The sequence below is a fragment of the Klebsiella sp. C239 genome, assembly GCF_048822715.1.
GTDB lineage: Bacteria > Pseudomonadota > Gammaproteobacteria > Enterobacterales > Enterobacteriaceae > Klebsiella > Klebsiella quasipneumoniae.
The window spans coordinates 256,557-277,346 of the sequence record NZ_JBMEZK010000006.1 but is presented as its reverse complement, the minus strand read 5'-3'; the positions used below and the strand labels follow the sequence as shown (position 1 = coordinate 277,346).

At 57.7% G+C, this 20,790-nt stretch carries 16 protein-coding genes; 8 read left to right on the top strand and 8 right to left on the bottom strand.

Annotated elements, in window-relative coordinates; genetic code table 11:
• The first annotated feature begins 275 nt into the window (after window positions 1-275).
• The 5 genes from ACOI6Z_RS17890 (at window position 276) to selB (ending at window position 5,817) form a co-directional block, all read left to right on the top strand.
• The gene (locus ACOI6Z_RS17890; RefSeq protein ID WP_023291344.1) at window positions 276-644 is read left to right on the top strand and encodes a DUF3302 domain-containing protein; all 369 of its coding nucleotides are present in this window, start codon (window positions 276-278) and stop codon (window positions 642-644) included.
• A gap of 3 nt (window positions 645-647) precedes the next feature.
• Window positions 648-1,784, top strand: a complete 1,137-nt coding sequence (locus ACOI6Z_RS17885) for an HlyD family secretion protein (RefSeq protein ID WP_065812612.1) — start codon at window positions 648-650, stop codon at window positions 1,782-1,784.
• A gap of 92 nt (window positions 1,785-1,876) precedes the next feature.
• Entirely contained in the window at window positions 1,877-2,485 is a 609-nt protein-coding gene (locus ACOI6Z_RS17880) for a glutathione S-transferase (protein WP_044525035.1), read from the top strand.
• A 105-nt stretch (window positions 2,486-2,590) separates the two neighbouring features.
• Window positions 2,591-3,979, top strand: a complete 1,389-nt coding sequence (selA, locus tag ACOI6Z_RS17875; protein WP_023291342.1) for an L-seryl-tRNA(Sec) selenium transferase — start codon at window positions 2,591-2,593, stop codon at window positions 3,977-3,979.
• Window positions 3,976-5,817, top strand: coding sequence for a selenocysteine-specific translation elongation factor (selB, locus tag ACOI6Z_RS17870; RefSeq protein ID WP_044525034.1), 1,842 nt, complete (start codon window positions 3,976-3,978; stop codon window positions 5,815-5,817). The genes selA and selB overlap by 4 nt, the downstream gene beginning before the upstream one ends.
• 74 nt (window positions 5,818-5,891) lie before the next feature.
• Here selB and ACOI6Z_RS17865 read toward each other — a convergent pair whose 3' ends face one another.
• Window positions 5,892-7,841, bottom strand: coding sequence for a glycoside hydrolase family 127 protein (locus ACOI6Z_RS17865; RefSeq protein ID WP_048298561.1), 1,950 nt, complete (start codon window positions 7,839-7,841; stop codon window positions 5,892-5,894).
• 9 nt (window positions 7,842-7,850) lie between these two features.
• Window positions 7,851-9,251, bottom strand: a complete 1,401-nt coding sequence (locus ACOI6Z_RS17860; RefSeq protein ID WP_064158060.1) for an MFS transporter — start codon at window positions 9,249-9,251, stop codon at window positions 7,851-7,853.
• A 251-nt stretch (window positions 9,252-9,502) separates the two neighbouring features.
• On the opposite strand from ACOI6Z_RS17860, the gene ACOI6Z_RS17855 reads away from it, so the two are divergent.
• Window positions 9,503-10,318 (top strand): AraC family transcriptional regulator, encoded by an 816-nt coding sequence (locus tag ACOI6Z_RS17855; RefSeq protein WP_044525031.1) that lies wholly within the window; start codon window positions 9,503-9,505, stop codon window positions 10,316-10,318.
• 110 nt (window positions 10,319-10,428) lie between these two features.
• Window positions 10,429-10,914, top strand: coding sequence for a 4Fe-4S dicluster domain-containing protein (locus ACOI6Z_RS17850; RefSeq protein WP_023291340.1), 486 nt, complete (start codon window positions 10,429-10,431; stop codon window positions 10,912-10,914).
• 42 nt (window positions 10,915-10,956) lie between these two features.
• On the opposite strand, the gene avtA is transcribed toward ACOI6Z_RS17850, so the two are convergent.
• Window positions 10,957-12,213, bottom strand: a complete 1,257-nt coding sequence (avtA, locus tag ACOI6Z_RS17845; protein WP_023291339.1) for a valine--pyruvate transaminase — start codon at window positions 12,211-12,213, stop codon at window positions 10,957-10,959.
• 167 nt (window positions 12,214-12,380) lie between these two features.
• Window positions 12,381-14,414, bottom strand: coding sequence for an alpha-amylase (locus ACOI6Z_RS17840; protein WP_044525030.1), 2,034 nt, complete (start codon window positions 14,412-14,414; stop codon window positions 12,381-12,383).
• 313 nt (window positions 14,415-14,727) lie between these two features.
• On the opposite strand from ACOI6Z_RS17840, the gene ACOI6Z_RS17835 reads away from it, so the two are divergent.
• Window positions 14,728-15,546, top strand: coding sequence for a protein bax (locus ACOI6Z_RS17835; RefSeq protein ID WP_060589859.1), 819 nt, complete (start codon window positions 14,728-14,730; stop codon window positions 15,544-15,546).
• 61 nt (window positions 15,547-15,607) lie between these two features.
• Here ACOI6Z_RS17835 and xylR read toward each other — a convergent pair whose 3' ends face one another.
• The 4 genes from xylR to xylF all read right to left on the bottom strand — a co-directional run bounded on the left by xylR (window position 15,608) and on the right by xylF (window position 20,780).
• On the bottom strand, window positions 15,608-16,786 hold the full coding sequence (xylR, locus tag ACOI6Z_RS17830; protein ID WP_023291336.1) for a D-xylose utilization transcriptional activator XylR: 1,179 nt from the start codon (window positions 16,784-16,786) through the stop codon (window positions 15,608-15,610).
• Between the two features lie 233 nt (window positions 16,787-17,019).
• Window positions 17,020-18,201, bottom strand: a complete 1,182-nt coding sequence (gene xylH, locus ACOI6Z_RS17825) for a xylose ABC transporter permease XylH (RefSeq protein ID WP_017900029.1) — start codon at window positions 18,199-18,201, stop codon at window positions 17,020-17,022.
• Entirely contained in the window at window positions 18,179-19,720 is a 1,542-nt protein-coding gene (locus ACOI6Z_RS17820; protein WP_044525029.1) for a xylose ABC transporter ATP-binding protein, read from the bottom strand. Before ACOI6Z_RS17820 ends, xylH begins: the two co-directional genes overlap by 23 nt.
• 64 nt (window positions 19,721-19,784) lie before the next feature.
• Window positions 19,785-20,780 carry a D-xylose ABC transporter substrate-binding protein gene (gene xylF / locus ACOI6Z_RS17815; RefSeq protein ID WP_023291333.1) on the bottom strand — a complete coding sequence of 332 codons (996 nt, stop codon included), beginning with the start codon at window positions 20,778-20,780 and terminating at the stop codon, window positions 19,785-19,787.
• Window positions 20,781-20,790: the final 10 nt, after the last annotated feature.

Here is a 20,790-nt window from a genome sequence, read left to right as displayed (position 1 = left end):
GTGATATTTGTCACAATTATGTTTCGTGTTTTTGTTGTTTGTTTGTGATTTTGATCACAAAGAATTTCATGGTGGATTTTTGCCGCTGTGATCTCGGCCCGGTTTTGCGGCCAGGGCGAGGCGGCGCTGTAACTAAGCAACCATGTTTGTTAAATAACTTTTTTCCGCCGGATGGCAAAAATGAAAGGGGTGAATTATGCTCAAATCAGCGGTCCGGATATCAGTGGGCCGTGATTAAAATTTATATAAATTATTAGCGTAAAGCCGAGGGAATTATGTTTCTCAATTATTTTGCGCTGGGCGTTCTGATCTTCGTTTTTCTGGTCATTTTTTATGGGATTATCATTATTCACGATATTCCTTATTTGATTGCCAAAAAACGCAACCACCCCCATTCCGATGCTATTCATGTCGCCGGATGGGTCAGTCTTTTTACGCTCCACGTCATCTGGCCGTTTTTATGGATATGGGCCACGCTGTACCGGCCTGAGCGCGGTTGGGGCATGCAGCATAAGGCGAATACGGACCCCGACGAACCTGAAAAAGAGACGGATATACAACAGCTTCGCCAACGACTGAGCGACCTTGAACATCAGGTGGCGGCCATCCAGCGGCCACAGTCCACCGCTGCGGCGGAGAAATAAACTATGGATCTGTTGATCATTTTGACCTACGTGGCCATCGCCTGGTCGATATTTAAAATCTTCAAAATACCGGTTAATAAATGGACGGTTCCCACCGCGGCGCTGGGGGGCGTATTTATTGTTAGCGTGCTTATTTTATTAATGAACTATAACCACCCTTACACCTTTCTGGCGCAAAAGGCGGTAATATCTATTCCTATTACGCCGCAGGTGACCGGGGTTGTCAGCAGCGTCACCGACAAAGCGAATCAGCGCGTCGAAAAGGGCGAGGTGTTATTTACCATTGACCCGGCGCGCTACCAGGCGCGGGTCGATCGCCTGCAGGCCGACCTGGTGACAGCGCTGCACAGTATTAACACCCTCAAGGCGCAGCTCTCTGAAGCCCAGGCCAACACCACCCGCGTGTCGGCGGAACGCGATCGCTTATACAAGGACTATCAGCGCTACCTGAAAGGGAGCCAGGCGCGGGTGAATCCGTTCTCGGAAAGCGACATCGATAACGCCAGGCAGAATTATCTGGCCCAGGACGCGCTGGTCAAGGCGTCGGTGGCGGAGCAGGCGCAGATCCAGAGCCAGCTGGATAGCATGATCAACGGCGAACAGTCGCAAGTGGCCAGCCTGCGCGCCCAGCTGGCGGAGGCGAAATATAATCTTGATCAGACCACCGTGCGGGCGCCCAGCGATGGGTATATCACTCAGGTGTTGATCCGTCCGGGGACCTACGCCGCCTCGCTGCCGCTGCGGCCGGTGATGGTGTTTATCCCCGAGCAAAAACGGCTGATCGTCGCCCAGTTCAGGCAAAATTCGCTGTTAAGGCTGGAGAAGGGCGACGACGCGGAAGCGGTGTTTAATGCCCTGCCCGGACAGGTGTTCCACGGTAAACTGGTGAGCATTTTACCGGTGGTGCCCGGGGGGACCTATCAGGCGCAGGGGGCGTTGCAGTCGCTGACCGTGACGCCGGGCAGCGATGGCGTGCTGGCGACCATCGAGCTCGATCCGAATGCCGAAATTGATGCGCTACCCGATGGCATCTACGCTCAGGTGGCGGTCTACTCCGACCATTTCGCCCACGTTTCGGTGATGCGTAAAGTGCTGCTGCGCATGACCAGCTGGATGCACTACCTCTATCTCGATCATTAATGCGATCGGCGGCAGGTTGAGCGGGAGGCTCACCTGCCTTTTACCTCGCCCTGAGCCATACTCATATCTTTGTTGGCGATAAGGAGCAGGCTATGAAACTGATCGGCAGCTACACCAGTCCCTTTGTGCGCAAAATATCGGTGATCCTGCTGGAAAAGCGCATCCCTTTTGAGTTTGTCAACGAATCCCCCTACAGCGAAAGCAACGGCGTGGCGCGCTATAACCCGCTCGGCAAAGTGCCGGCGCTGGTGACGGATGACGGCGAATGCTGGTTTGACTCCCCGGTTATCGCCCAGTATCTCGAGCTGCTGGGCGTGGCGCCGCCGATGATCCCCGCCGATCCCAGAGCCGCTCTCAGGATGCGCCAGCTAGAGGCACTGGCGGATGGGGTGATGGAGGCCGCCCAGGCGCTGGTGCGCGAAAAGGCTCGCCCCGCGGCCCAACAGTCAGAGCAAGAGCTGCTCCGCCAGCGGGAGAAAGTGGCGCGCGGCCTCGACAGGCTGGAAGCCTGCGCGGCGGACGGGACGCTGCGCGGCGACGAGGTCAATCTGGCGACCATCGCCACGGCCTGCGCCATCGCCTACCTGAACTTTCGCCGGGTGGCGCCGGGCTGGTGCGCCACCCGGCCGCAGCTGGTGAAGCTGGTGGATGCGCTGTTCCAGCGCGCCAGCTTTGCGCGCACCGAACCGCCGCGGACTTGACCCAGACAGGTAACAGTTTGCGCAAGGAGGCGTTACAATCGCCGCTGATTGTTGACTCCCTCTCCCGTCGGGAGGGGGGAAAATAACTTACCGCCAGGCCCATTGATGACTACCGAAATTCGTGCGCTTTATACCCGGCTTCCGGCCATTGACCGCTTACTCCGCGACCCCGCTTTTTCCTCCCTGCTGACGCAGCACGGCCATTCGCAGGTGGTGACGCAGCTGCGCCAGATGCTGGACGAGGCGCGGGAACAGATCCGCCAGTGTCAGACACTGCCTGACTGGAGCCATGACTGGCTGAGCGCCTGCGCGCAGCGGCTGACCGCCAGAAGGCAGAGCGCCCTGCGTCCGGTGTTTAATCTCACCGGTACGGTGCTGCACACCAATCTCGGGCGCGCCATCCAGGCTGAGGCGGCGGTGGAGGCGGTCGCCAGCGCGATGCGCGCACCGGTGACGCTCGAATATGATCTCGACGACGCCGGGCGCGGCCATCGCGATCGCGCCATTGCCGATCTGCTGTGCCAGATCACCGGCGCGGAAGATGCCTGTATCGTGAACAACAACGCGGCGGCCGTTCTGCTGATGCTGGCGGCTACCGCCAGCGGCAGGGAGGTGGTGGTCTCCCGCGGCGAGCTGGTGGAGATCGGCGGGGCGTTCCGCATCCCCGACGTGATGCGCCAGGCGGGTTGTCAGCTGCACGAAGTGGGCACCACCAACCGCACCCATGCCAAAGACTATCGCCAGGCGGTGAATGACAATACCGCCCTGCTGATGAAGGTCCACACCAGCAACTACAGCATTGAAGGCTTTACCAAAGCCGTCGACGAAGCGGAGCTGGCGGTCATCGGCCGCGAGCTGGACGTCCCGGTGGTGGCCGACCTGGGCAGCGGGTCGCTGGTGGATCTCAGTCAGTATGGCCTGCCGAAGGAGCCGATGCCGCAGGAGATGATCGCCGCCGGGGTGAGCCTGGTCAGTTTCTCCGGCGACAAACTGCTCGGCGGCCCGCAGGCCGGAATTATCGTCGGCAAACGCGCGCTGATTGCCCGCCTGCAAAGCCATCCGCTGAAGCGGGCCCTGCGCGCGGATAAAATGACCCTCGCGGCGCTGGAAGCCACGCTGCGCCTCTATCAGCATCCGGAAGCGCTGCGGGACACCTTACCGACGCTGCGCTTGCTCACCCGCCCGGCGGACGAAATCCGCCGGCAGGCCGAACGTCTGCAGCCTGCCCTGGCGGCACACTATGCTGATTTTGCCGTCAACGTGGCAGCCTGCCAGTCGCAGATTGGCAGCGGCTCGTTACCTGTCGACCGTCTGCCTGGCGCGGCGTTGACCTTTACCCCGCATGACGGCCGCGGCAGCCGGCTGGAGGCGCTGGCGGCCCGCTGGCGCGCGCTGCCGTGCCCGGTGATTGGCCGCATTTATGACGGTCGGCTCTGGCTGGACCTGCGCTGTCTGGAAGATGAAACCCGGTTTATGGAGATGTTGTTACGATGATTATTGCCACCGCTGGACATGTTGACCACGGCAAAACGACGCTGCTGCAGGCGATAACCGGCGTAAATGCCGATCGTCTGCCGGAAGAGAAAGCGCGGGGAATGACGATCGATCTCGGCTATGCCTACTGGCCGCAGCCGGACGGGCGGGTGCTGGGATTTATTGACGTGCCCGGGCACGAAAAGTTTTTGTCCAACATGCTGGCGGGGGTGGGAGGGATCGACCATGCGCTGCTGGTGGTGGCCTGCGATGACGGCGTGATGGCGCAAACCCGCGAACACCTGGCGATCCTGCAGCTGACCGGAAAGCCGACGCTGACGGTAGCGCTCACCAAGACGGACCGCGTGGCGGCCGCCAGGGTGGCGGAGGTTCAGGCGGAGGTCGAGCAGACCCTGCGCGAACTGGGCTTTGACGCCGCCGCTTTCTTCCCCACCGCGGCGGTGGATAACATCGGTATTGCCGAACTGCGCAGCCATCTGCTGCAGCTTGCGGAGCGCCCCCATCCACAGCAGCGGCGTTTTCGCCTGGCGCTGGATCGCGCCTTTACCGTCAAAGGGGCGGGGCTGGTGGTCACCGGGACGGCGCTCTCCGGCGAAGTTCGGGTCGGGGATACTTTGTGGCTCACCGGCGTCAACACGCCGATGCGCGTCCGCGGCCTGCATGCCCAGAATCAAGCGGTTGAGCAGGCGCACGCCGGGCAGCGCATTGCGCTGAATATTGTCGGCGATGCGCAGAAAGAGGCATTGCACCGCGGTGACTGGCTGCTCTCTTCACCGCCGCCGGAGCCTGCAGAGCGGGTGATTGTCGAACTGCAGTGCCATACGCCGCTCAGCCAGTGGCAGCCGCTGCATATTCACCACGCTGCCAGCCACATCACCGGCCGGGTGTCGCTCCTGGAGGGCGGCCTGGCGGAGCTGGTGCTGGATACTCCGCTGTGGCTGGCGGATAACGACCGGCTGGTGCTCCGCGATATCTCCGCTCGCTTGACGCTGGCCGGCGCACGGGTGGTGACGCTGGATCCCCCGCGCCGCGGCAAGCGTAAACCGGAATATCTGCAGTGGCTGCACGCCCTGGCGGCGGTCGGCGCTGACGATGCGCAGGCCCTGGAGCTGCATCTGCAGCGGGACGCCGTCCGGCTTGAGCGCTTCGCCTGGGCGCGGCAGCTGAGTGAAGCCGGAATGGCGGCCTTGATCCAGCGACCGGACTATCTGCAGGCCGGACAGCGCCTGCTTAGTGCGCCGCTTGCCGCCCGCTGGCAGCGAAAATTGCTGGATGCCCTGGCGCGCTACCATGAGCAGCATCGCGACGAGCCGGGCCCTGGCCGGGAGCGCCTGCGCCGCATTGCGCTGCCGATGGAAGAGGAAGCGCTGGTGCTGCTGCTGATTGAGCAGATGCGCGAGAGCGGATTAGTCCACAGCCATCACGGCTGGCTGCATCTGCCCGAGCATAAAGCCGGGTTTACCGACGAGCAGCAGGCGGTCTGGCGGAAGGTGGAGACCCTGTTCGGCGATGATCCCTGGTGGGTGCGCGATCTCGCGCGCGAAGTCCATGTTGAAGAGTCCCTGATGCGCGCGGTGCTGCGCCAGGCGGCGCAGCAGGGGATGATTACCGCGATCGTCAAAGATCGTTACTACCGCAACGATCGCATTGTGCAGTTCGCCCAGCGGGTGCGCGAGCTGGATCAGCTGCGCGGCTCAACCTGCGCGGCGGATTTTCGCGATACCTTAAACGTAGGGCGGAAGCTGGCGATCCAGATCCTCGAGTATTTCGATCGGATTGGCTACACCCGTCGTCGCGGCAACGATCATATCCTGCGCGATAAAGCATTGTTTCTCTAATCATTAACGCCTGCTCCCCGGCGGACAGCGAACGGTGTGTTGCCGGGGAAGAGGGGGTCGCGTTGTTCCTGGCCTTATTCGGCTTCCCGAACCCAGATACGCATTTCGCCTTCTCCGCGGTTTGCCCAGCTAAACCAGGGAATAAAGGTCAACGTCTGTGAATGGGGGGTGGCCAGAGGGTGATCGTAGCTCCACAGCTTCTGCGCATCGGCGTTTTCTGCATGTTTTCTGTAGCCTGGGGCCTGAATCAACATTTTGTGAGCAAACAGCCCCTTTCCTTCAAACACCGTGAACCTGGCATCGCGTGGCAGCAGTAGGTTATGCAGCGCCTCACCGTTATCAGCTTGTTCAAGACAATAAACCAATGGACCGCGTTGCAGCGCCACCTGGCCTGCCTGGTGGCGAACCAGCGGATTACCATATACCCGGCGAACCGGCATCGGCAACGTTAGCATCAGAGTGTCGCCTTCCTGCCAGAGATGTTGGATATGCAGATAGCCCTGGCGTATATCCTGCGTGACCGGCGCGCCGTTCAGGGTGAGCTGTGCCCCCTCGCACCAGTCCGGGAGACGCAGCGCCAGCGTATGGTTCAATGCTGACGGAGACTCGATGACAATTTTGACCTGTTCCTGCCAGGGATAGTCACCGCTGATACGCAGACGTAACGTCTTTTCTCCTACCGGGATCTCAGCCTGATTACCGACGTAGAGATTGATATACAACGCCTCTTCGCGTGGCGTATAGATATAATGTCCCAGCGAGGTCAGGAGACGAGCGATATTCGGTGGGCAACAGGCACAGCCGAACCAGCGCTGACGAACAGGCTTAACATGGTCATAAATATGATTGAATTTTAAAGCCTTGGGCTGCACTTCCAGTGGGTTGACGTAGAAGAAATGTTTACCGTCCAGCGCCATACCGCCCAGAACGGTATTGTAAAGCGCGCGCTCCATCACATCAGCATATTGGCTGTCGGCTTCCAGTTCCAGCATGCGGCGCGCGAACATCATCAGCCCGATAGAGGCGCAGCTTTCCGCATAAACGGTATCATTCGGCAGATCGTAATCGCTGCTGAAGGCTTCCCCGCTGCTCTGTGAGCCAATGCCGCCCGTAATATACAACTGACGCTGGACCATGTTTTTCCATAACCGCAGGCAGTCCTGGCGTTTGCCTTCGTTCTTGCTCAGGCGTGCAAGGTGCGCTACGCCGGCCATTAAATAAACAAAGCGAACCGCGTGACCCACAGCGGTGGTCTGTTCGGCAAGCGGCAAATGCGCCTGGCTGTAGGGTTTATCCATCACCATCCACGCCGGCCCATAGGTATTCCAGAAGGAGGTTTTGCCGCGTTTTTCATATTCGATGTCATAGAAATGCGGCTGTGTCCCACGCTGTTCAACGAAGTAATTAGCCAGCGCCATATAGCGTGGTTCCTGAGTCACATCGTACAAACGCATTAACGCCAGCTCTATTTCAGGGTGTCCCGGGTAGCCGTGCAGCTGATTGCCGTCCGGACCAAAGACGCTGTCGATATGATCGGCGAGGCGACATACCACCTCCAGCAGGCGGCGTTTACTGGTTGCCTGGAAGAATGCCACCCCAGCCTCAATCAAGTGACCGGCACAGTACAATTCATGGCATTCGGCGAGATTGGTCCAGCGTTCCCCGGGCGCTTTCACCGTAAAATAGGTGTTCAGATAACCATCTTCACATTGCGCGGCGGCAATCAGCTCAATCACCTCGTCGGCGGTTTTTTCCAGTTCCGCATCTGGCTTCTGACACAATGACCAGGCGACTGCCTCCAGCCATTTCGCCACATCGCTGTCCTGGAACACCATTCCGTAGAATTCCCCTGCCTGCTGACCTGCGGCGATACGGAAGTTTTCTATCGCATGGCTGGGTTCAGCCTCGGCGATCCGGTCATTGAGGGCATCCCACTGATAGGGAATGACGACATCACGCACCAGTTGCTGATACTGACCCAGAAACGGATCGTTAACTTTCAGTTTGTGCAGATCGACTTCCATGATTTCTCCTTAAGACTGAATGTGACGTGCGCGCAGATCGGTTGCAATGCGCGACATCATGGGATTGTTGAGCTTACAGGCGCGGATAGCGAAGGCCAGCAACAGATGGAACAGCGCGGGCAGCAGGGTTTCCATCGCCGTGATCCCCGATAGTGAGGATGGAGTCTGATTGCTGGCGCCGGGTTGATAAGCAACGTAGATAAATACCAGGCTGATAATGCCCGCACTGGAGGCCCATGCCAGCTTGATAAAGAACAGGTTGAAAGCAAAGTTCATCCCTGACGAACGGACACCCGTCTTCCATTCACCATAATCATCAGAGAAGGCCATCAACGAAAAATGCAGCGGTAGGGTAAAGCCCAGGATGATGCCATTGCCGAGAATGACCACCAGCCATAGCGTTTGCCAGGACGGACCGGTTGGCAGGAACCACATCCCCACCGCCAGTAAGGCCAATACCAGATTGGTGTAGTAATAGAGCTTGACGGTATCAACGTGGCGCGACAGCCAATTGACGATCGCGGCGCCCAGAATCGAGGAAAAGGTGACCATGGTGAAAAACAGCGATGTATAGCCAGTAGAGCCGCCCAGTACATAGGTAATAAAGTACATGTAGCCGCCACCGCGAATGTTAAACACGTTGATCAACAGGAATGACATCGCCAGCATGAGTAACAACTGATCGTTTTTACGCAGACCGGCGATATGTTCGCGCAGGGTGAATTTGCCGAGCATCTCCAGGGAAACACGCTCACGTACCCAGAAAAAGCAGCACAAAAACATCACCGCCGCGATGGCGCAGAGTACGCCGACACCATACTGATAACCCTGGGCGGTATTCCCCTGACCGAGCGCTTTAACCAACCACGGCAGGCCCACGGAGACCAGGAATCCTGCCACGCCGCACAGTACAAAGCGCCATGCCTGGCAGGATATCACCTCGCTATGGCGAGTGGTCATCGTATTAATGAGCGCGCAGTAGGGGACGTTAATCGCGGTATAGCTGACTGAAAGCAGCAGGTAAGTGCCGAAGGCCCAGGCGATTTTTACCCCCATGCCGGCATCCGGCACGGTAAAGGTCAGCACCCCGATCGCTGCAATAGGAACCGCAATCCATAGCTGCCAGGGGCGAAAACGTCCCCATCGGCTTTGGGTCCGATCGGCGAGGACGCCCATGATCGGATCGGAAATAGCATCAAACACGCGCAGCGCAAGGAACAGAGTACCGACCAGCGCCGGGGTGAGCCCAAAGACGTCAGTATAGAAAAAAGTGAGAAAGTTCATGATCAGGCAGGTGATGACCGTTCCACCGGCGTCGCCCAGACCATAGCCTATTTTTTCACGGAGAGATAATTTGGCGTCCTGCACGTGCTTCGTGAGGTCGCTTGTCGTAATCGGAGCCGTAGTCATAAATAACTCCCGAAGATGATGTTCAGAATTATTCCGCTGTCTGACCGGCGGACATTTTTTGTCTTTTGCAAATACATTAATTATTTTGCACCGAATAAACGAGGCAACAAGGGAAGGGAAAAGTATAAAAAGAGGACGATTCCGACTTCGTCATAAAAGTGTGATTCCGATCCGGAAAGGCGTTAATTTATGATTAATAATCAGTTGGAAAGAGATTTTTTATCGTTTCGTTAGCGGAAAATTAAATATATATGCTTGAATTATCCATGCCTCTCCCGATTCGCGTACAAAATGGCGGCTTATTTATTTCCCGTGGCGTCGGCAGTCATCCGGCGCGTAAACTGCAGTCCTGGGAAATTATTTTTGTCGAAAAGGGGACGTTAACGATTTGCGAGGAGGGTGAAATATTTAACGTTAATGCAGGGGAGAGTTTACTGCTGTGGCCAGAACGTTCTCATGTTGGGGTGGGGGAATTTCCCGCCGACCTGAAATTTTATTGGCTGCATTTTGAAGTACTGACGGAGAGTGTCCGGTCTCTGCCGCCTGCGCTGCTTAACGTTCCGCAACATACCCGCGTCAGCGATCCACAATACATTATTTCGCTGTTTCGCCAGTTTCTTCGTGAACAGGAGAATATTCACCGCAGCCTGGCGCTGGAGCTCCTGTTATTGCTGATACTGCAGCAGATTGCCGCGGCGGCAAGCGAAAAACCGGACGACAGTCCCGGCGCTGCGCTGGCCTGGAAAGCGCAGCAGATCATCCATACCCGTTACCACTTGCCTGTTTCAGCATCGACGCTGGCGAAAGAGCTGCACTGTAATGCGGACTATTTAGGACGCGTCTATCGTCACGTTTTTCGCGTGACGTTGACCGAAGCGCTGCATCGTCAGCGGGTCAGAGCGGCGGAAAAGCTATTGATCAGTGATTCACTGTCGTTGACCGAAGTCGCGAGCCAGTGCGGCTTTAATGACGTCGGTTATTTTCGCAAGATCTTTCGCAAGCACACCAGCCTCACGCCTGCAGCCTGGAAGCGCCGCTACTGTAAGGAGCACATTAATTCAGCGTAATGAAAAATCACTTGTGCTAGTGACTAAAAACAGCGCTGATTCCATTCAGGATCAAAGCGCGGGCAGGGATTATTCTGGCACCCTGCGGTTTTATCCCCAGGGAGCAGAGGATGAACCGGTTTCTTATTGCCAATGCCCAGCAGTGTATTGGCTGTCGTACCTGTGAAGTGGCCTGCGCGGTGGCGCACCAGCAGGCGCAGGATCTCTCCATGCTGTCGACAGGCCATTTCACGCCGCGTATCCGGGTGGTGAAAAGCGGCGAGATATCAACGGCGACGGCCTGTCGGCAGTGCGAGGATGCGCCTTGCGCCAGCGTCTGCCCGCAGGGGGCGATTCGTCGGGAGGAGGACGTCTGGTGGGTCGATCAGCGCCGCTGCATCGGCTGTAAAAGCTGCATGGTGGCCTGTCCGTACGGCGCAATGACCGTCACGGTGGTGAACCAGCAGGCGCAGGCGCTGAAATGCGATTTATGCCACCACCGCGCCGAGGGGCCGGCCTGCGTAGCCGCCTGCCCGACGCAGGCGCTGCGGGTGATGGCTCCCGCGGAGCTGGAGGCGCTATGCGCGCAAAAACGCCAGCGGCTGGCGCTGGCGTGAGCGGGTCCGCTAACGGGCGTTAGCCGTCAGCGGCGTCAGGGATTAGGCTTCCTGTTCGCGCCAGGCGAATTCAACCTCTTCGGCGAGAATTTTCACCCCGGCCTCGATTTTTTGCGGGTCCGGCACATAGTTCATGCGCATGCACTGGTGAGTATGCGGCCACGGTTTATCGAGTCCCGGGAAGAAGAAATCCCCCGGCACCATCAGCACGCCACGCTTTTTCAGCCGCTGATACAGCAGCTCGGTGGAGATCGGCAGATCCTTAAACCACAGCCAGAGGAAGATCGCCCCCTCCGGTTTGTGAATAAGGCAGCGCTCCTCCGGCAGATAGCGGCGAATAATGGCGATGGTCTCCTGCACCCGCTGGTAATAGAAGGGTTTGATCACTGTCTCTGACAGGCGCAGCAGATCCTGACGTTTAATCATTTCACACATCATTGCCGGCCCGATACCGCCGGGCGCGAGGCTGATAATGCCGTTCATGTTGCTGATGGCGGTGATGATTTTCTCGTTGGCGATGATAATCCCGCAGCGGCTGCCCGGCAGGCCCAGCTTGGACAGGCTCATACACAGCACGATGTTCGGATTCCACAGCGGTCGGGCGTCGCTGAAAATAATGCCCGGGAACGGCACGCCGTAGGCGTTATCAATCACCAGCGGGACCCCATGCTGATTCGCCAGCGCATCCAGTTTGATCAGCTCTTCATCAGTGATGACGTTGCCGGTCGGGTTGGTGGGACGCGAGACGCAGATCATCCCGGTCTCTTCCGTCACCTGCAGATGCTCAAAATCAACGTGGTACTTGAACTGGCCTTCCGGCAGCAGTTCGATATTCGGCCGGGTGGCAACGAACAGATCCTCTTCCAGGCCGGCATCGGCATAGCCGATATATTCCGGCGTCAGCGGGAACAGCACCTTACGGGTGGTGCCATCTGCCCGACGGCCTGCGAACAGATTAAACAAGTAGAAAAATGCGCTCTGACTGCCGTTTGTTAGCGCAATATTCTGTGGTTCGATCTCCCAGCCCAGCTCGTCGCGCAGCATCTTCGCCAGCAGGCTCAGCAGCTCGCTTTTGCCCTGCGGACCATCATAATTACAAAGCGCATCAAGGGCTTTGCCATTATCCAGCATGTCGGAGAGCAGCTGCTGGAAGTAGTCATTCATCTCCGGGATCTGAGCGGGGTTGCCGCCGCCCAGCATAATAGCGCCCGGCGTGCGCAGACCGTCATTAAGGTCTTCCATCAGGCGGGTAATGCCTGAATGACGGGTGAATTTGTCGCCGAAAAGGGAAAATGTCATCGCGAATCGTCTGTCGGTGGTTCTGGAAAGTGGCTAACCATAACGCCAGCGCCAGCGTGGTGCAAATCGAAGGGAAGGGGGATGTTTTTGTTTTTATCCTGTGAATCGATTTTTTATCAGCGTATTGTGCTGACTGGCTCCCCGCCGGGCAGGGAGCCACTCCTGCTTTACTGCTGTTGTCCGGCCCAGATGACCATCACTTTGTCTTCACCGCTCTCGCGCACGAATCCGTAACCCCGCGGCATTGACAGCGTTGTCTGTTTGCCCATACCGATCGCCGGATGGCGCGCGCGGAACTGGCCGATCTTCTGCCAGTGGGTAACGCTGCGGGCCGCTTTACCGTTGACATCCTGCCAGTTCATCTCTGAACGGGTGCCCTGCAGCGGGTCCGAGCCGGTGGGGCCGAACGGGCGCGACGACTCGTCACCATAGAAGATCTGCACGGCGCCAGGGGCCAGCAGCAGCAGCTCTGCCGCCGTGGTGCCGCCTTCGCGGAACAGGCGCGTATCGTGCGAGGAGAGGTAGCTCAGGACGTTAAAGCTCTGCAGCTTGTCCGCCATTTGCTGCCAGGTGAGGTCAATGTTGGCCATGCAGTTAGCCGCTTTCGCCGCCTGGTCCTGGTAGTCGAAATTGATCATCGCATCAAAACCGTGGCGATAGTAATCGCTCTCCATCACCCCGTGTCCCCAGGCTTCGCCGGTCATCCAGAACGGCGCAGCATCCAGCGCTTTATCCGGATTGGCTTTCTTCCACTCCGCCAGCGCGGCGGTGGCCTGGGTTTTTAACTGCTGCCAGGCGTCCATCTCCACATGTTTAGCGGTATCGACGCGGAAGCCGTCGATGCCGTAGTCGCGCACCCACTGGCTCAGCCAGTGCGTCAGGTAGTCGCGCGGCGTATAGCCCGGGATCGCTTTCGCCGCAGTGTCCGGTTTATGGCTGTAGAAGTTCGGCAGCCCCGACGCCTCCTTCGATTCGGTTTTCAGATCCGGCAGGAAGGCCAGCGACATGGTGAGATCGTCATAGCCCGGGTTGTCGTAATCGCCGATATCGGTGCGGATCCACTTCTTGCCCCACCATTTCTCCCACCCGGCTTTATCGCTGAAGTTGATATAGTCGTTAAAGCTGTGCCAGGTCTGGCCCGCGCCGGGCTTCCAGTCCGTCCAGCGCTCGCCGAGGGTTTTTTTCAGCTCATCCCCTTGCAGATACAGAGAGCCGAACTGGAACTCCTGCATGTCGGCCAGGGTGGCGTAACCGGTATGGTTCATCACCACGTCGAACAGAATACGTATTCCGCGCTTATGCGCTTCATCCACCAGCCGACGGAGATCGGCTTCGGTCCCCATATTGGCGTCCAGTTTCGACCAGTCCTGGGTGTAATAGCCGTGGTAGGCGTAGTGTGGAAAATCGCCTTTCGTCCCGCCGCCGACCCAGCCGTGGATCTGCTCGAGCGGGGAGCTGATCCACAGGGCATTGACCCCCATCTGCTGCAGATAATCCAGCTTGCTGGTTAATCCCTGCAGGTCGCCGCCGTGGAAGGTGCCGATCTCCTGCATGCCGTCTTTATGTCGGCCATAGCTATTGTCGTTGGCCGGATTACCGTTCACGAAGCGGTCGGTCAGGACGAAGTAGACGGTGGCGTTGTGCCAGTCGAACGGCGCCGGCGCGGCCGTCTCGGCGCGCTCGAGCAGCAGCAGACCATTGCTGCCGAAGGCGGGCTGCAGCGTGATTTTGCCGCCGCTGACGGTCGCGACATTGCCGCTGTAGAAATCGCGAACTTTGCTGCCCTCGGGGAAGGTTTTACTGACGTCGAGGGTGAGAGGTTTTCCATCCCACTTCGGACACTGGCGGATCTGCGGCGCCGCGGCGCTGGCCTCTTTTTCTTCCAGCGAAATCATCATCGTCGGCGTGCCGGAGCGGGTATCCACTTCCAGGGTATACAGACCCTGGCGGAAGATGCGCCATTGCGGCGGCGTGCCGCGACAGGGTTCCATGGAGAGCATCTGGTTGAGCTTAATGCCGCCGGAAGGCTGCCAGCACTGTTGGTCAAAATTTAGCTGCAGGGGACGTGTACCCTTCTCAACCACTTTCTGGCTGATGAAGCGACCCGTCCCTTCTTCGGTAAAAGCAGGGAAGTCGGCGGTAGTCCAGGCGGCAAAGGCCATCCCAGGCACGAATAACGTGGCAAGCGCAGCGAGTTTCATTGCGGGATCCTTGAGCGGTTTTTAGCTAGTGTGCCTTGTTGCCGCGCGACTGAACTCCTCCCGGCGAACGTTTTACCAGGAGGATGAAAAGGGGTGAGTGACACCGCTCAAAAAATAGGCTAAAAATGAGACGAAGCTAGCATTTTCGCGCTAGCGATGCGGCGCAGAAACCGATTTCAGATGACAGCAATTCGGAATTGGACTATTTCTGTTGATGCTCTCAGTGCGTATTTTTGATACTATTAGCGATTCAGCTATCGTTTTTTTGTGAAAAACAAGGTGTTGGAATGCATATATCCGACCAGGAGACCTGATGATATCGAATCCCATACGACGATATGGGGCCGCCATACTTATGTTACTAACCTGCGTCTTTTCAGGTAGTGTGTTGGCAACAACGCACACAGCAACAAAGAGTCATAAAGCCCCAACGGTTAAGAAGATAAGTAGTACTAAGGTAAGCAGTAAACAAGAGTATTCTCGCAATAGTGTAAAGAGCAGTTCACTTCCTGACTTGCGAAAATACCCTTCCGGAACACCAAGGAAAAAAGCGTTTCTCCGGACGGTCATGCCTTATATTACCAAGCAGAATCAGGCGATTACTGCGGATCGTAACTGGCTTGTATCCAAGCAGTACGATGCTCGCTGGTCGCCGAGTGAAAAGGCGCGCCTGAAAGACATCGCGACACGTTATAAGGTGAAGTGGTCAGGCAATACGCGTCATGTGCCCTGGAACACGCTACTTGAGCGTGTCGACATTATTCCGAACAGCATGGTCGCGACCATGGCGGCGGCGGAAAGTGGCTGGGGTACTTCCAAGCTGGCGCGTGAGAACAACAATCTGTTCGGCATGAAGTGCGGCGCTGGTCGCTGCCGCGGCGCGATGAAAGGCTATTCGCAGTTTGAGTCGGTGGAGCAGTCGGTGCAGGCTTACGTCACAAACCTGAACACCCACCCGGCCTATTCCTCTTTCCGCAAATCGCGCCTGCAGCTGCGCAAGGCGGATCAGGAAGTAACGGCTAGTACCATGATTCATAAGCTGAAGGGCTATTCGACCAGAGGGTCGAGCTACAACAACTATCTCTTCGCGATGTATCAGGATAACCAGCGGTTAATTGCCGCGCACATGTAATGTGCTTATTTACGTGATTATTCATGCCCGGCGCGCAAGCCCGGGCATTTTTCTTTGCTCTCTACATCATGACTTCACTGTGCCGGTCACGGTACTCCTTCGGCGTCACGTCGTACTCTTTCTTAAACACCGAATAGAAATATTGCAGCGACGGGTAGCCGCACATCTGTGAAATTTCATTGATCGACAGGCTGGTGGATACCAGCAGGCTGCGCGCCTTTTCCAGTTTCTCGCTGTGGATCACCGTGTGGATGGTCTCCCCGACCTCCTCTTTAAAGCGTTTCTCCAGGTTGGAACGTGAAATGCCGACGGCGTCGAGCACCTGCTCCACCTTGATGCCTTTGCAGGCATTGTTGCGAATGTAATGCATCGCCTGAATCACGGAAGGATCGTTTAACGACCGGTAGTCGGTGGAACGTCGTTCAACGACGCGCATCGGCGGGATCAGCTGGCGCTGCAGCGGGAGCGCCTCGTTATTCAGCAGCCGGTGGAGCAATTTTGCCGCCTGATAACCCATCTGGCGGGTGCCCTGGGCGACGGAGGAGAGGGCGACGCGCGAGAGGTAGCGGGTCAGCTCCTCATTATCGATGCCAATAACGCACAGTTTCTCGGGCACCGGGATATGCAGCAGCTCGCAGGCCTGCAGGACGTGGCGGGCGCGCGCGTCGGTGACGGCGATAATGCCGGTTTGCGGCGGCAGCGTTTGCAGCCAGTCGGCGAGCCGGTTTTGCGCGTGCTGCCAGTTTTCCGGCGCCGTCTCCAGCCCCTGGTAGACCACGCCGCGGTACTTCTCCTTCGCCACCAGCTGGCAGAAGGCATACTCGCGCTCTACCGCCCAGCGTTTACCGCTGGAGGTGGGCAGTCCGTAAAACGCGAAGCGGTGTACCCCTTTTTCCTTCAGATGAAGAAAGGCGCTTTCCACCAGCGCGGTGTTGTCCGTGGCGATATAGTGGACCGGCGGGTACTGCTCTGGCTGATGATAAGAGCCGCCGACGCCGACGATGGGGACGTTGACATCGGCCAGTAGCTTTTCGATTTCGGGATCGTCATAGTCGGCGATAACGCCATCGCCTAACCACTCTTTGATGTTTTCGATTCGTGCTCGAAAATCCTCTTCAATAAAGATATCCCACTCCAGCTGAGAGGCCTGCAGATACTCACCGACACCCTCAACCACCTGGCGGTCATAAGCTTTGTTGGCGTTAAATAACAGCGTAATACGGTGACGCTTTTCAAACATAGATGATGTTCCTGCTCTAACCCCGGTCATACCCCTTCATTCATGATGTTGCCGATGGCCTGGCTTTCTCATTCACCCCAGCCACGTACGCGATACGCGGCTGGGATGCGCCGTCTGCAACCCGAATGCTGTTGGGTATACACTACCGGCTAATGCCCGAGATATTTCAAGCGCCTTATGGCGAAGTTTGGTGGTAGCGCAAAGAATTCGGACATTCTTCAGAGAGCGCTTCCTTACGCGCGCCGCTTGGTAGCGGAGTCCATCCACACCGCCAGCAGCAAAATGGCGCCTTTGACGATATATTGCCAGAAGGTGGCAACGTCCATCATGCTCATGCCGTTATCCAGGGCCGACATAATAAACGCCCCCATTACCGCCCCGGCGACACTGCCGATACCGCCCGCCAGGCTGGTACCGCCGATGACGCAGGCGGCGATGGCGTCCAGTTCGGCGATGTTGCCCGCCGAGGGGGAGCCCGCGCCAAGGCGCGAGCTGAGGATCAGTCCGGCAATGGCGACCATCAGGCCGTTAATGGCAAACACCGCCAGCTTGGTACGCTCGACGTTAATCCCGGACAGGCGTGCCGCCTCCAGGTTGCCGCCGATGGCGTAGATGCGGCGGCCAAAGGCGGTGCGAGTGGCCATGAACAGGCCTGCCAGCAGCAGGGCGGCGAGGATCAGTACCGGCGTCGGCACGCCGCGATAGTCATTGAGCAGCCAGATTGCGCCCAGCACAATCACCGCGGTAATGGCCTGGCGGCCAACGGCCGCGGTGGAGGACGCGGTCGCCAGACCTAACGCCTGCCGACGCATCCGTCCGCGCCACTGCCAGATAATGAACGCCGCCATGCCGACAACGCCGATGCCAAAGCCAATGCCATCTGGCAGGTAGCTTTGGCCGATCTGCGCCATCGCCGGGCTGGTGGGCGAGACGGTGGTCCCGTTGGTGATGCCGATCAGAATGCCGCGAAACGCCAGCATCCCGGCGAGGGTGACGATAAACGAGGGGACCTTGCGATAGGCCACCCACCATCCGTTCCACGCGCCGAGCAGCAGCCCCATCACCAGCGTCACCAGAATGGTGAGCGGCAGCGGCCAGCCGAGCCAGACGTCAAAGATCGCCGCGGCGCCGCCCAACAGCCCCATCATCGAGCCGACGGAGAGGTCGATTTCTGCCGAAATAATCACAAACACCATGCCGACGGCGAGGATGCCGGTGATGGCCGTCTGGCGCAGCAGGTTGGAGATATTGCGCGCGCTCAGGTAGGCGCCATCGGTAACCCAGGTGAAAAACAGCATAATGACGACGATCGCGGCGATCATCACGAAGACCTGGAGGTTAAGCCCCTTCAGCGCCGGCAGGGCGGTGGGGGCGGTTGGGGTAAGTTTGATTTCAGACGACGTGTTCTTCGACATGGCGTTCGCTCCTCAGCGCGGCTTCCATCACCTGTTCCTGGGTCAGATGTTGATTAACCAAATTGGCTTTTAGCCTGCCTTCGTGCATGACCAGCACCCGATCGCTAAGACCAAGCACCTCGGGCAGTTCGGATGAAATGACAATGACCGCGATGCCCTGCTGCACCAGCTGGTTAATCAGTTTATAAATTTCATACTTCGCCCCGATATCGATGCCGCGGGTGGGTTCGTCGAGGATCAGAATGCGTGGATTCAGCAGCAGACAGCGGGCCAGAATCGCCTTTTGCTGGTTGCCGCCGCTCAGGCGGCCAATCGCCAGCTCCGGCGAGGAGGTTTTAATTTTCAATCGCTGAATGGACTGCTCAATACAGTGCTGCTCGGCGGCGTCGTCCAGGCTGCTCATCGCGCCGGTGAACTGGCTGAGCGCCGCCAGGGTAATGTTCTTACCCACCGCCATCACCGGCACGATACCGTCTTTTTTGCGGTCTTCCGGCACCATGGCGATGCCGTGGCCAATGGCCTGCTGACAGTTAGTGATGCTGACCGGCTGGCCATCAATGAAGATCTCCCCCTGCCAGCGCCCCGGCCAGACGCCGAACAGGCACTGCACCGCCTCGGTCCGTCCGGCGCCGACCAGCCCGGCGATGCCGAGGATCTCCCCGCGATGCAGGGAAAACGAGACGTCATTGACCCGTTTAATATGACGGTTTACCGGGTGCCAGGCGGTTAAATGTTCGACCCGCAGGATCTCCTCGCCGTGGGCGTGCGGTTCGCTGGGATAGAGCGCGGTGAGCTCCCGCCCAACCATCATGGTGATGATGTCGTCTTCGCTCATGCCGCTGGCGTCGCGGGTGCCGATATGCTGGCCATCGCGGATCACGCAGATCGTATCGGAGATCGCTTTGACCTCATTGAGCTTGTGCGAAATATAGATGCAGGCGATATCGTGGTTTTGCAGATCGCGAACGATCGCCAGCAGCGTCGCGGTCTCTTGTTCGGTTAAGGAGGCGGTTGGTTCGTCGAGGATCAGCAGGCGCACCTGTTTATTCAGCGCCTTGGCGATCTCCACCAGCTGCTGCTGACCGAGGCCGAGGTCGCCGACGCGGGTGTCGGGCGAAATGGGCAGATTGACCTGCGCCAGCAGCTTCTGGCAGCGCAGCGTCATGGTTTCATAATCCAGCAGGCCGTGGCGGGATATTTCGGCGCCGAGGAAAATGTTCTCCAGCACGGTGAGATGTTTCACCAGCGCCAGCTCCTGATGAATAATGGCGATGCCTTTGCGTTCGGTATCGCGAATATGGTTTGCCTGCAGCGTTTCGCCGGCAAAAATAATCTCGCCCTCATAGCTTCCGTGCGGATAGATACCGCACAGCACCTTCATCAGCGTCGATTTTCCCGAACCATTTTCACCGCATAACGAGACCACCTCGCCAGCGTTCAGGCGCAGGCTGACATTATCCACGGCCTTAACGGCGCCGAAGGTTTTGGTGATGTTCTTCATTTCGAGTAGCCAGGCCATAAAGACTCCGCAAAAGTGATATCCGGCGGGATGAAAATGACGCCCCGTAGCGGGGCGTCAGCCATTACAGTTCACTCTTTTTATGGAAACCGTCTTTAATCACCGTGGCGTCGATATTCTCTTTATTCACTTCAATTGGCGTTAACAGGCGCGAAGGGACATCTTTTAAGCCGTTATTTAGCGTGGTGTCAGACTTCGGCTGCTTATCGTTGCCCAGCTCAACGGCGATTTCGGCGGCGTTGGTGGCCAGGGTGGTAATCGGTTTATAGACGGTCATCGTCTGGGTACCGGAAATAATGCGCTTCACGCCCGCCAGGTCAGCATCCTGACCGGAGATCGCCACTTTGCCTGCCAGCCCCTGGGCGGTTAAGGCCTGGATGGCGCCGCCGGCGGTTGCGTCATTGGAGGCCACCACGGCATCGATTTTGTTATTATTCGCCGTCAGCGCGTTTTCCATTATTTTCAGCGCGTTTTCCGGCAGCCAACCGTCAACCCACTGATCGCCGACAATCTTAATTTTGCCCTCATCGACATACGGCTTGAGGATCTTCATCTGGCCGGCGCGGAACAGCTTGGCGTTATTATCCACCGGCGAGCCGCCCATCAGAAAATAATTACCCTGCGGCACTTTGTCGACCAGGCTTTGCGCCTGCATTTCGCCGACTTTTTCATTGTCGAAAGAAATATAGAAATCAATATCGGCATTATTAATCATGCGATCATAGGCCAGCACTTTAATACCTTCCTGCTTAGCCTCTTTAATAACGTTACTGAGCACCTGACCGTTATAAGGAATAATGACCAAGACATCGACGCCGCGGTTGATCATGTTTTCAATTTGCGACATCTGCGTTTCTTCATTGCCATTGGCGGACTGGACAAAAACTTTGGCGCCTAAGGATTCCGCTTTATTGACGAAAATATCGCGGTCTTTCTGCCAGCGTTCCAGACGCAGATCGTCGATGGCCATGCCAATCTTCACTTCTTTCGCCATCCCCGCCATGCTGGCGAGCAGGAGGGAGCTAGCGCAAAGCGTAAGGCAAAGGTTCTTTATCTTCATAATAACGATA

Bases quoted from the DNA above. Each gene is read 5' to 3' on its own strand.
- ACOI6Z_RS17890 (WP_023291344.1), top strand. From the start codon at position 276: ATGTTTCTCAATTATTTTGCGCTGGGCGTTCTGATCTTCGTTTTTCTG.
- ACOI6Z_RS17885 (WP_065812612.1), top strand. From the start codon at position 648: ATGGATCTGTTGATCATTTTGACCTACGTGGCCATCGCCTGGTCGATA.
- ACOI6Z_RS17880 (WP_044525035.1), top strand. From the start codon at position 1,877: ATGAAACTGATCGGCAGCTACACCAGTCCCTTTGTGCGCAAAATATCG.
- selA (WP_023291342.1), top strand. From the start codon at position 2,591: ATGACTACCGAAATTCGTGCGCTTTATACCCGGCTTCCGGCCATTGAC.
- selB (WP_044525034.1), top strand. From the start codon at position 3,976: ATGATTATTGCCACCGCTGGACATGTTGACCACGGCAAAACGACGCTG.
- ACOI6Z_RS17865 (WP_048298561.1), bottom strand. From the start codon at position 7,841: ATGGAAGTCGATCTGCACAAACTGAAAGTTAACGATCCGTTTCTGGGT.
- ACOI6Z_RS17860 (WP_064158060.1), bottom strand. From the start codon at position 9,251: ATGACTACGGCTCCGATTACGACAAGCGACCTCACGAAGCACGTGCAG.
- ACOI6Z_RS17855 (WP_044525031.1), top strand. From the start codon at position 9,503: ATGCTTGAATTATCCATGCCTCTCCCGATTCGCGTACAAAATGGCGGC.
- ACOI6Z_RS17850 (WP_023291340.1), top strand. From the start codon at position 10,429: ATGAACCGGTTTCTTATTGCCAATGCCCAGCAGTGTATTGGCTGTCGT.
- avtA (WP_023291339.1), bottom strand. From the start codon at position 12,213: ATGACATTTTCCCTTTTCGGCGACAAATTCACCCGTCATTCAGGCATT.
- ACOI6Z_RS17840 (WP_044525030.1), bottom strand. From the start codon at position 14,414: ATGAAACTCGCTGCGCTTGCCACGTTATTCGTGCCTGGGATGGCCTTT.
- ACOI6Z_RS17835 (WP_060589859.1), top strand. From the start codon at position 14,728: ATGATATCGAATCCCATACGACGATATGGGGCCGCCATACTTATGTTA.
- xylR (WP_023291336.1), bottom strand. From the start codon at position 16,786: ATGTTTGAAAAGCGTCACCGTATTACGCTGTTATTTAACGCCAACAAA.
- xylH (WP_017900029.1), bottom strand. From the start codon at position 18,201: ATGTCGAAGAACACGTCGTCTGAAATCAAACTTACCCCAACCGCCCCC.
- ACOI6Z_RS17820 (WP_044525029.1), bottom strand. From the start codon at position 19,720: ATGGCCTGGCTACTCGAAATGAAGAACATCACCAAAACCTTCGGCGCC.
- xylF (WP_023291333.1), bottom strand. From the start codon at position 20,780: ATGAAGATAAAGAACCTTTGCCTTACGCTTTGCGCTAGCTCCCTCCTG.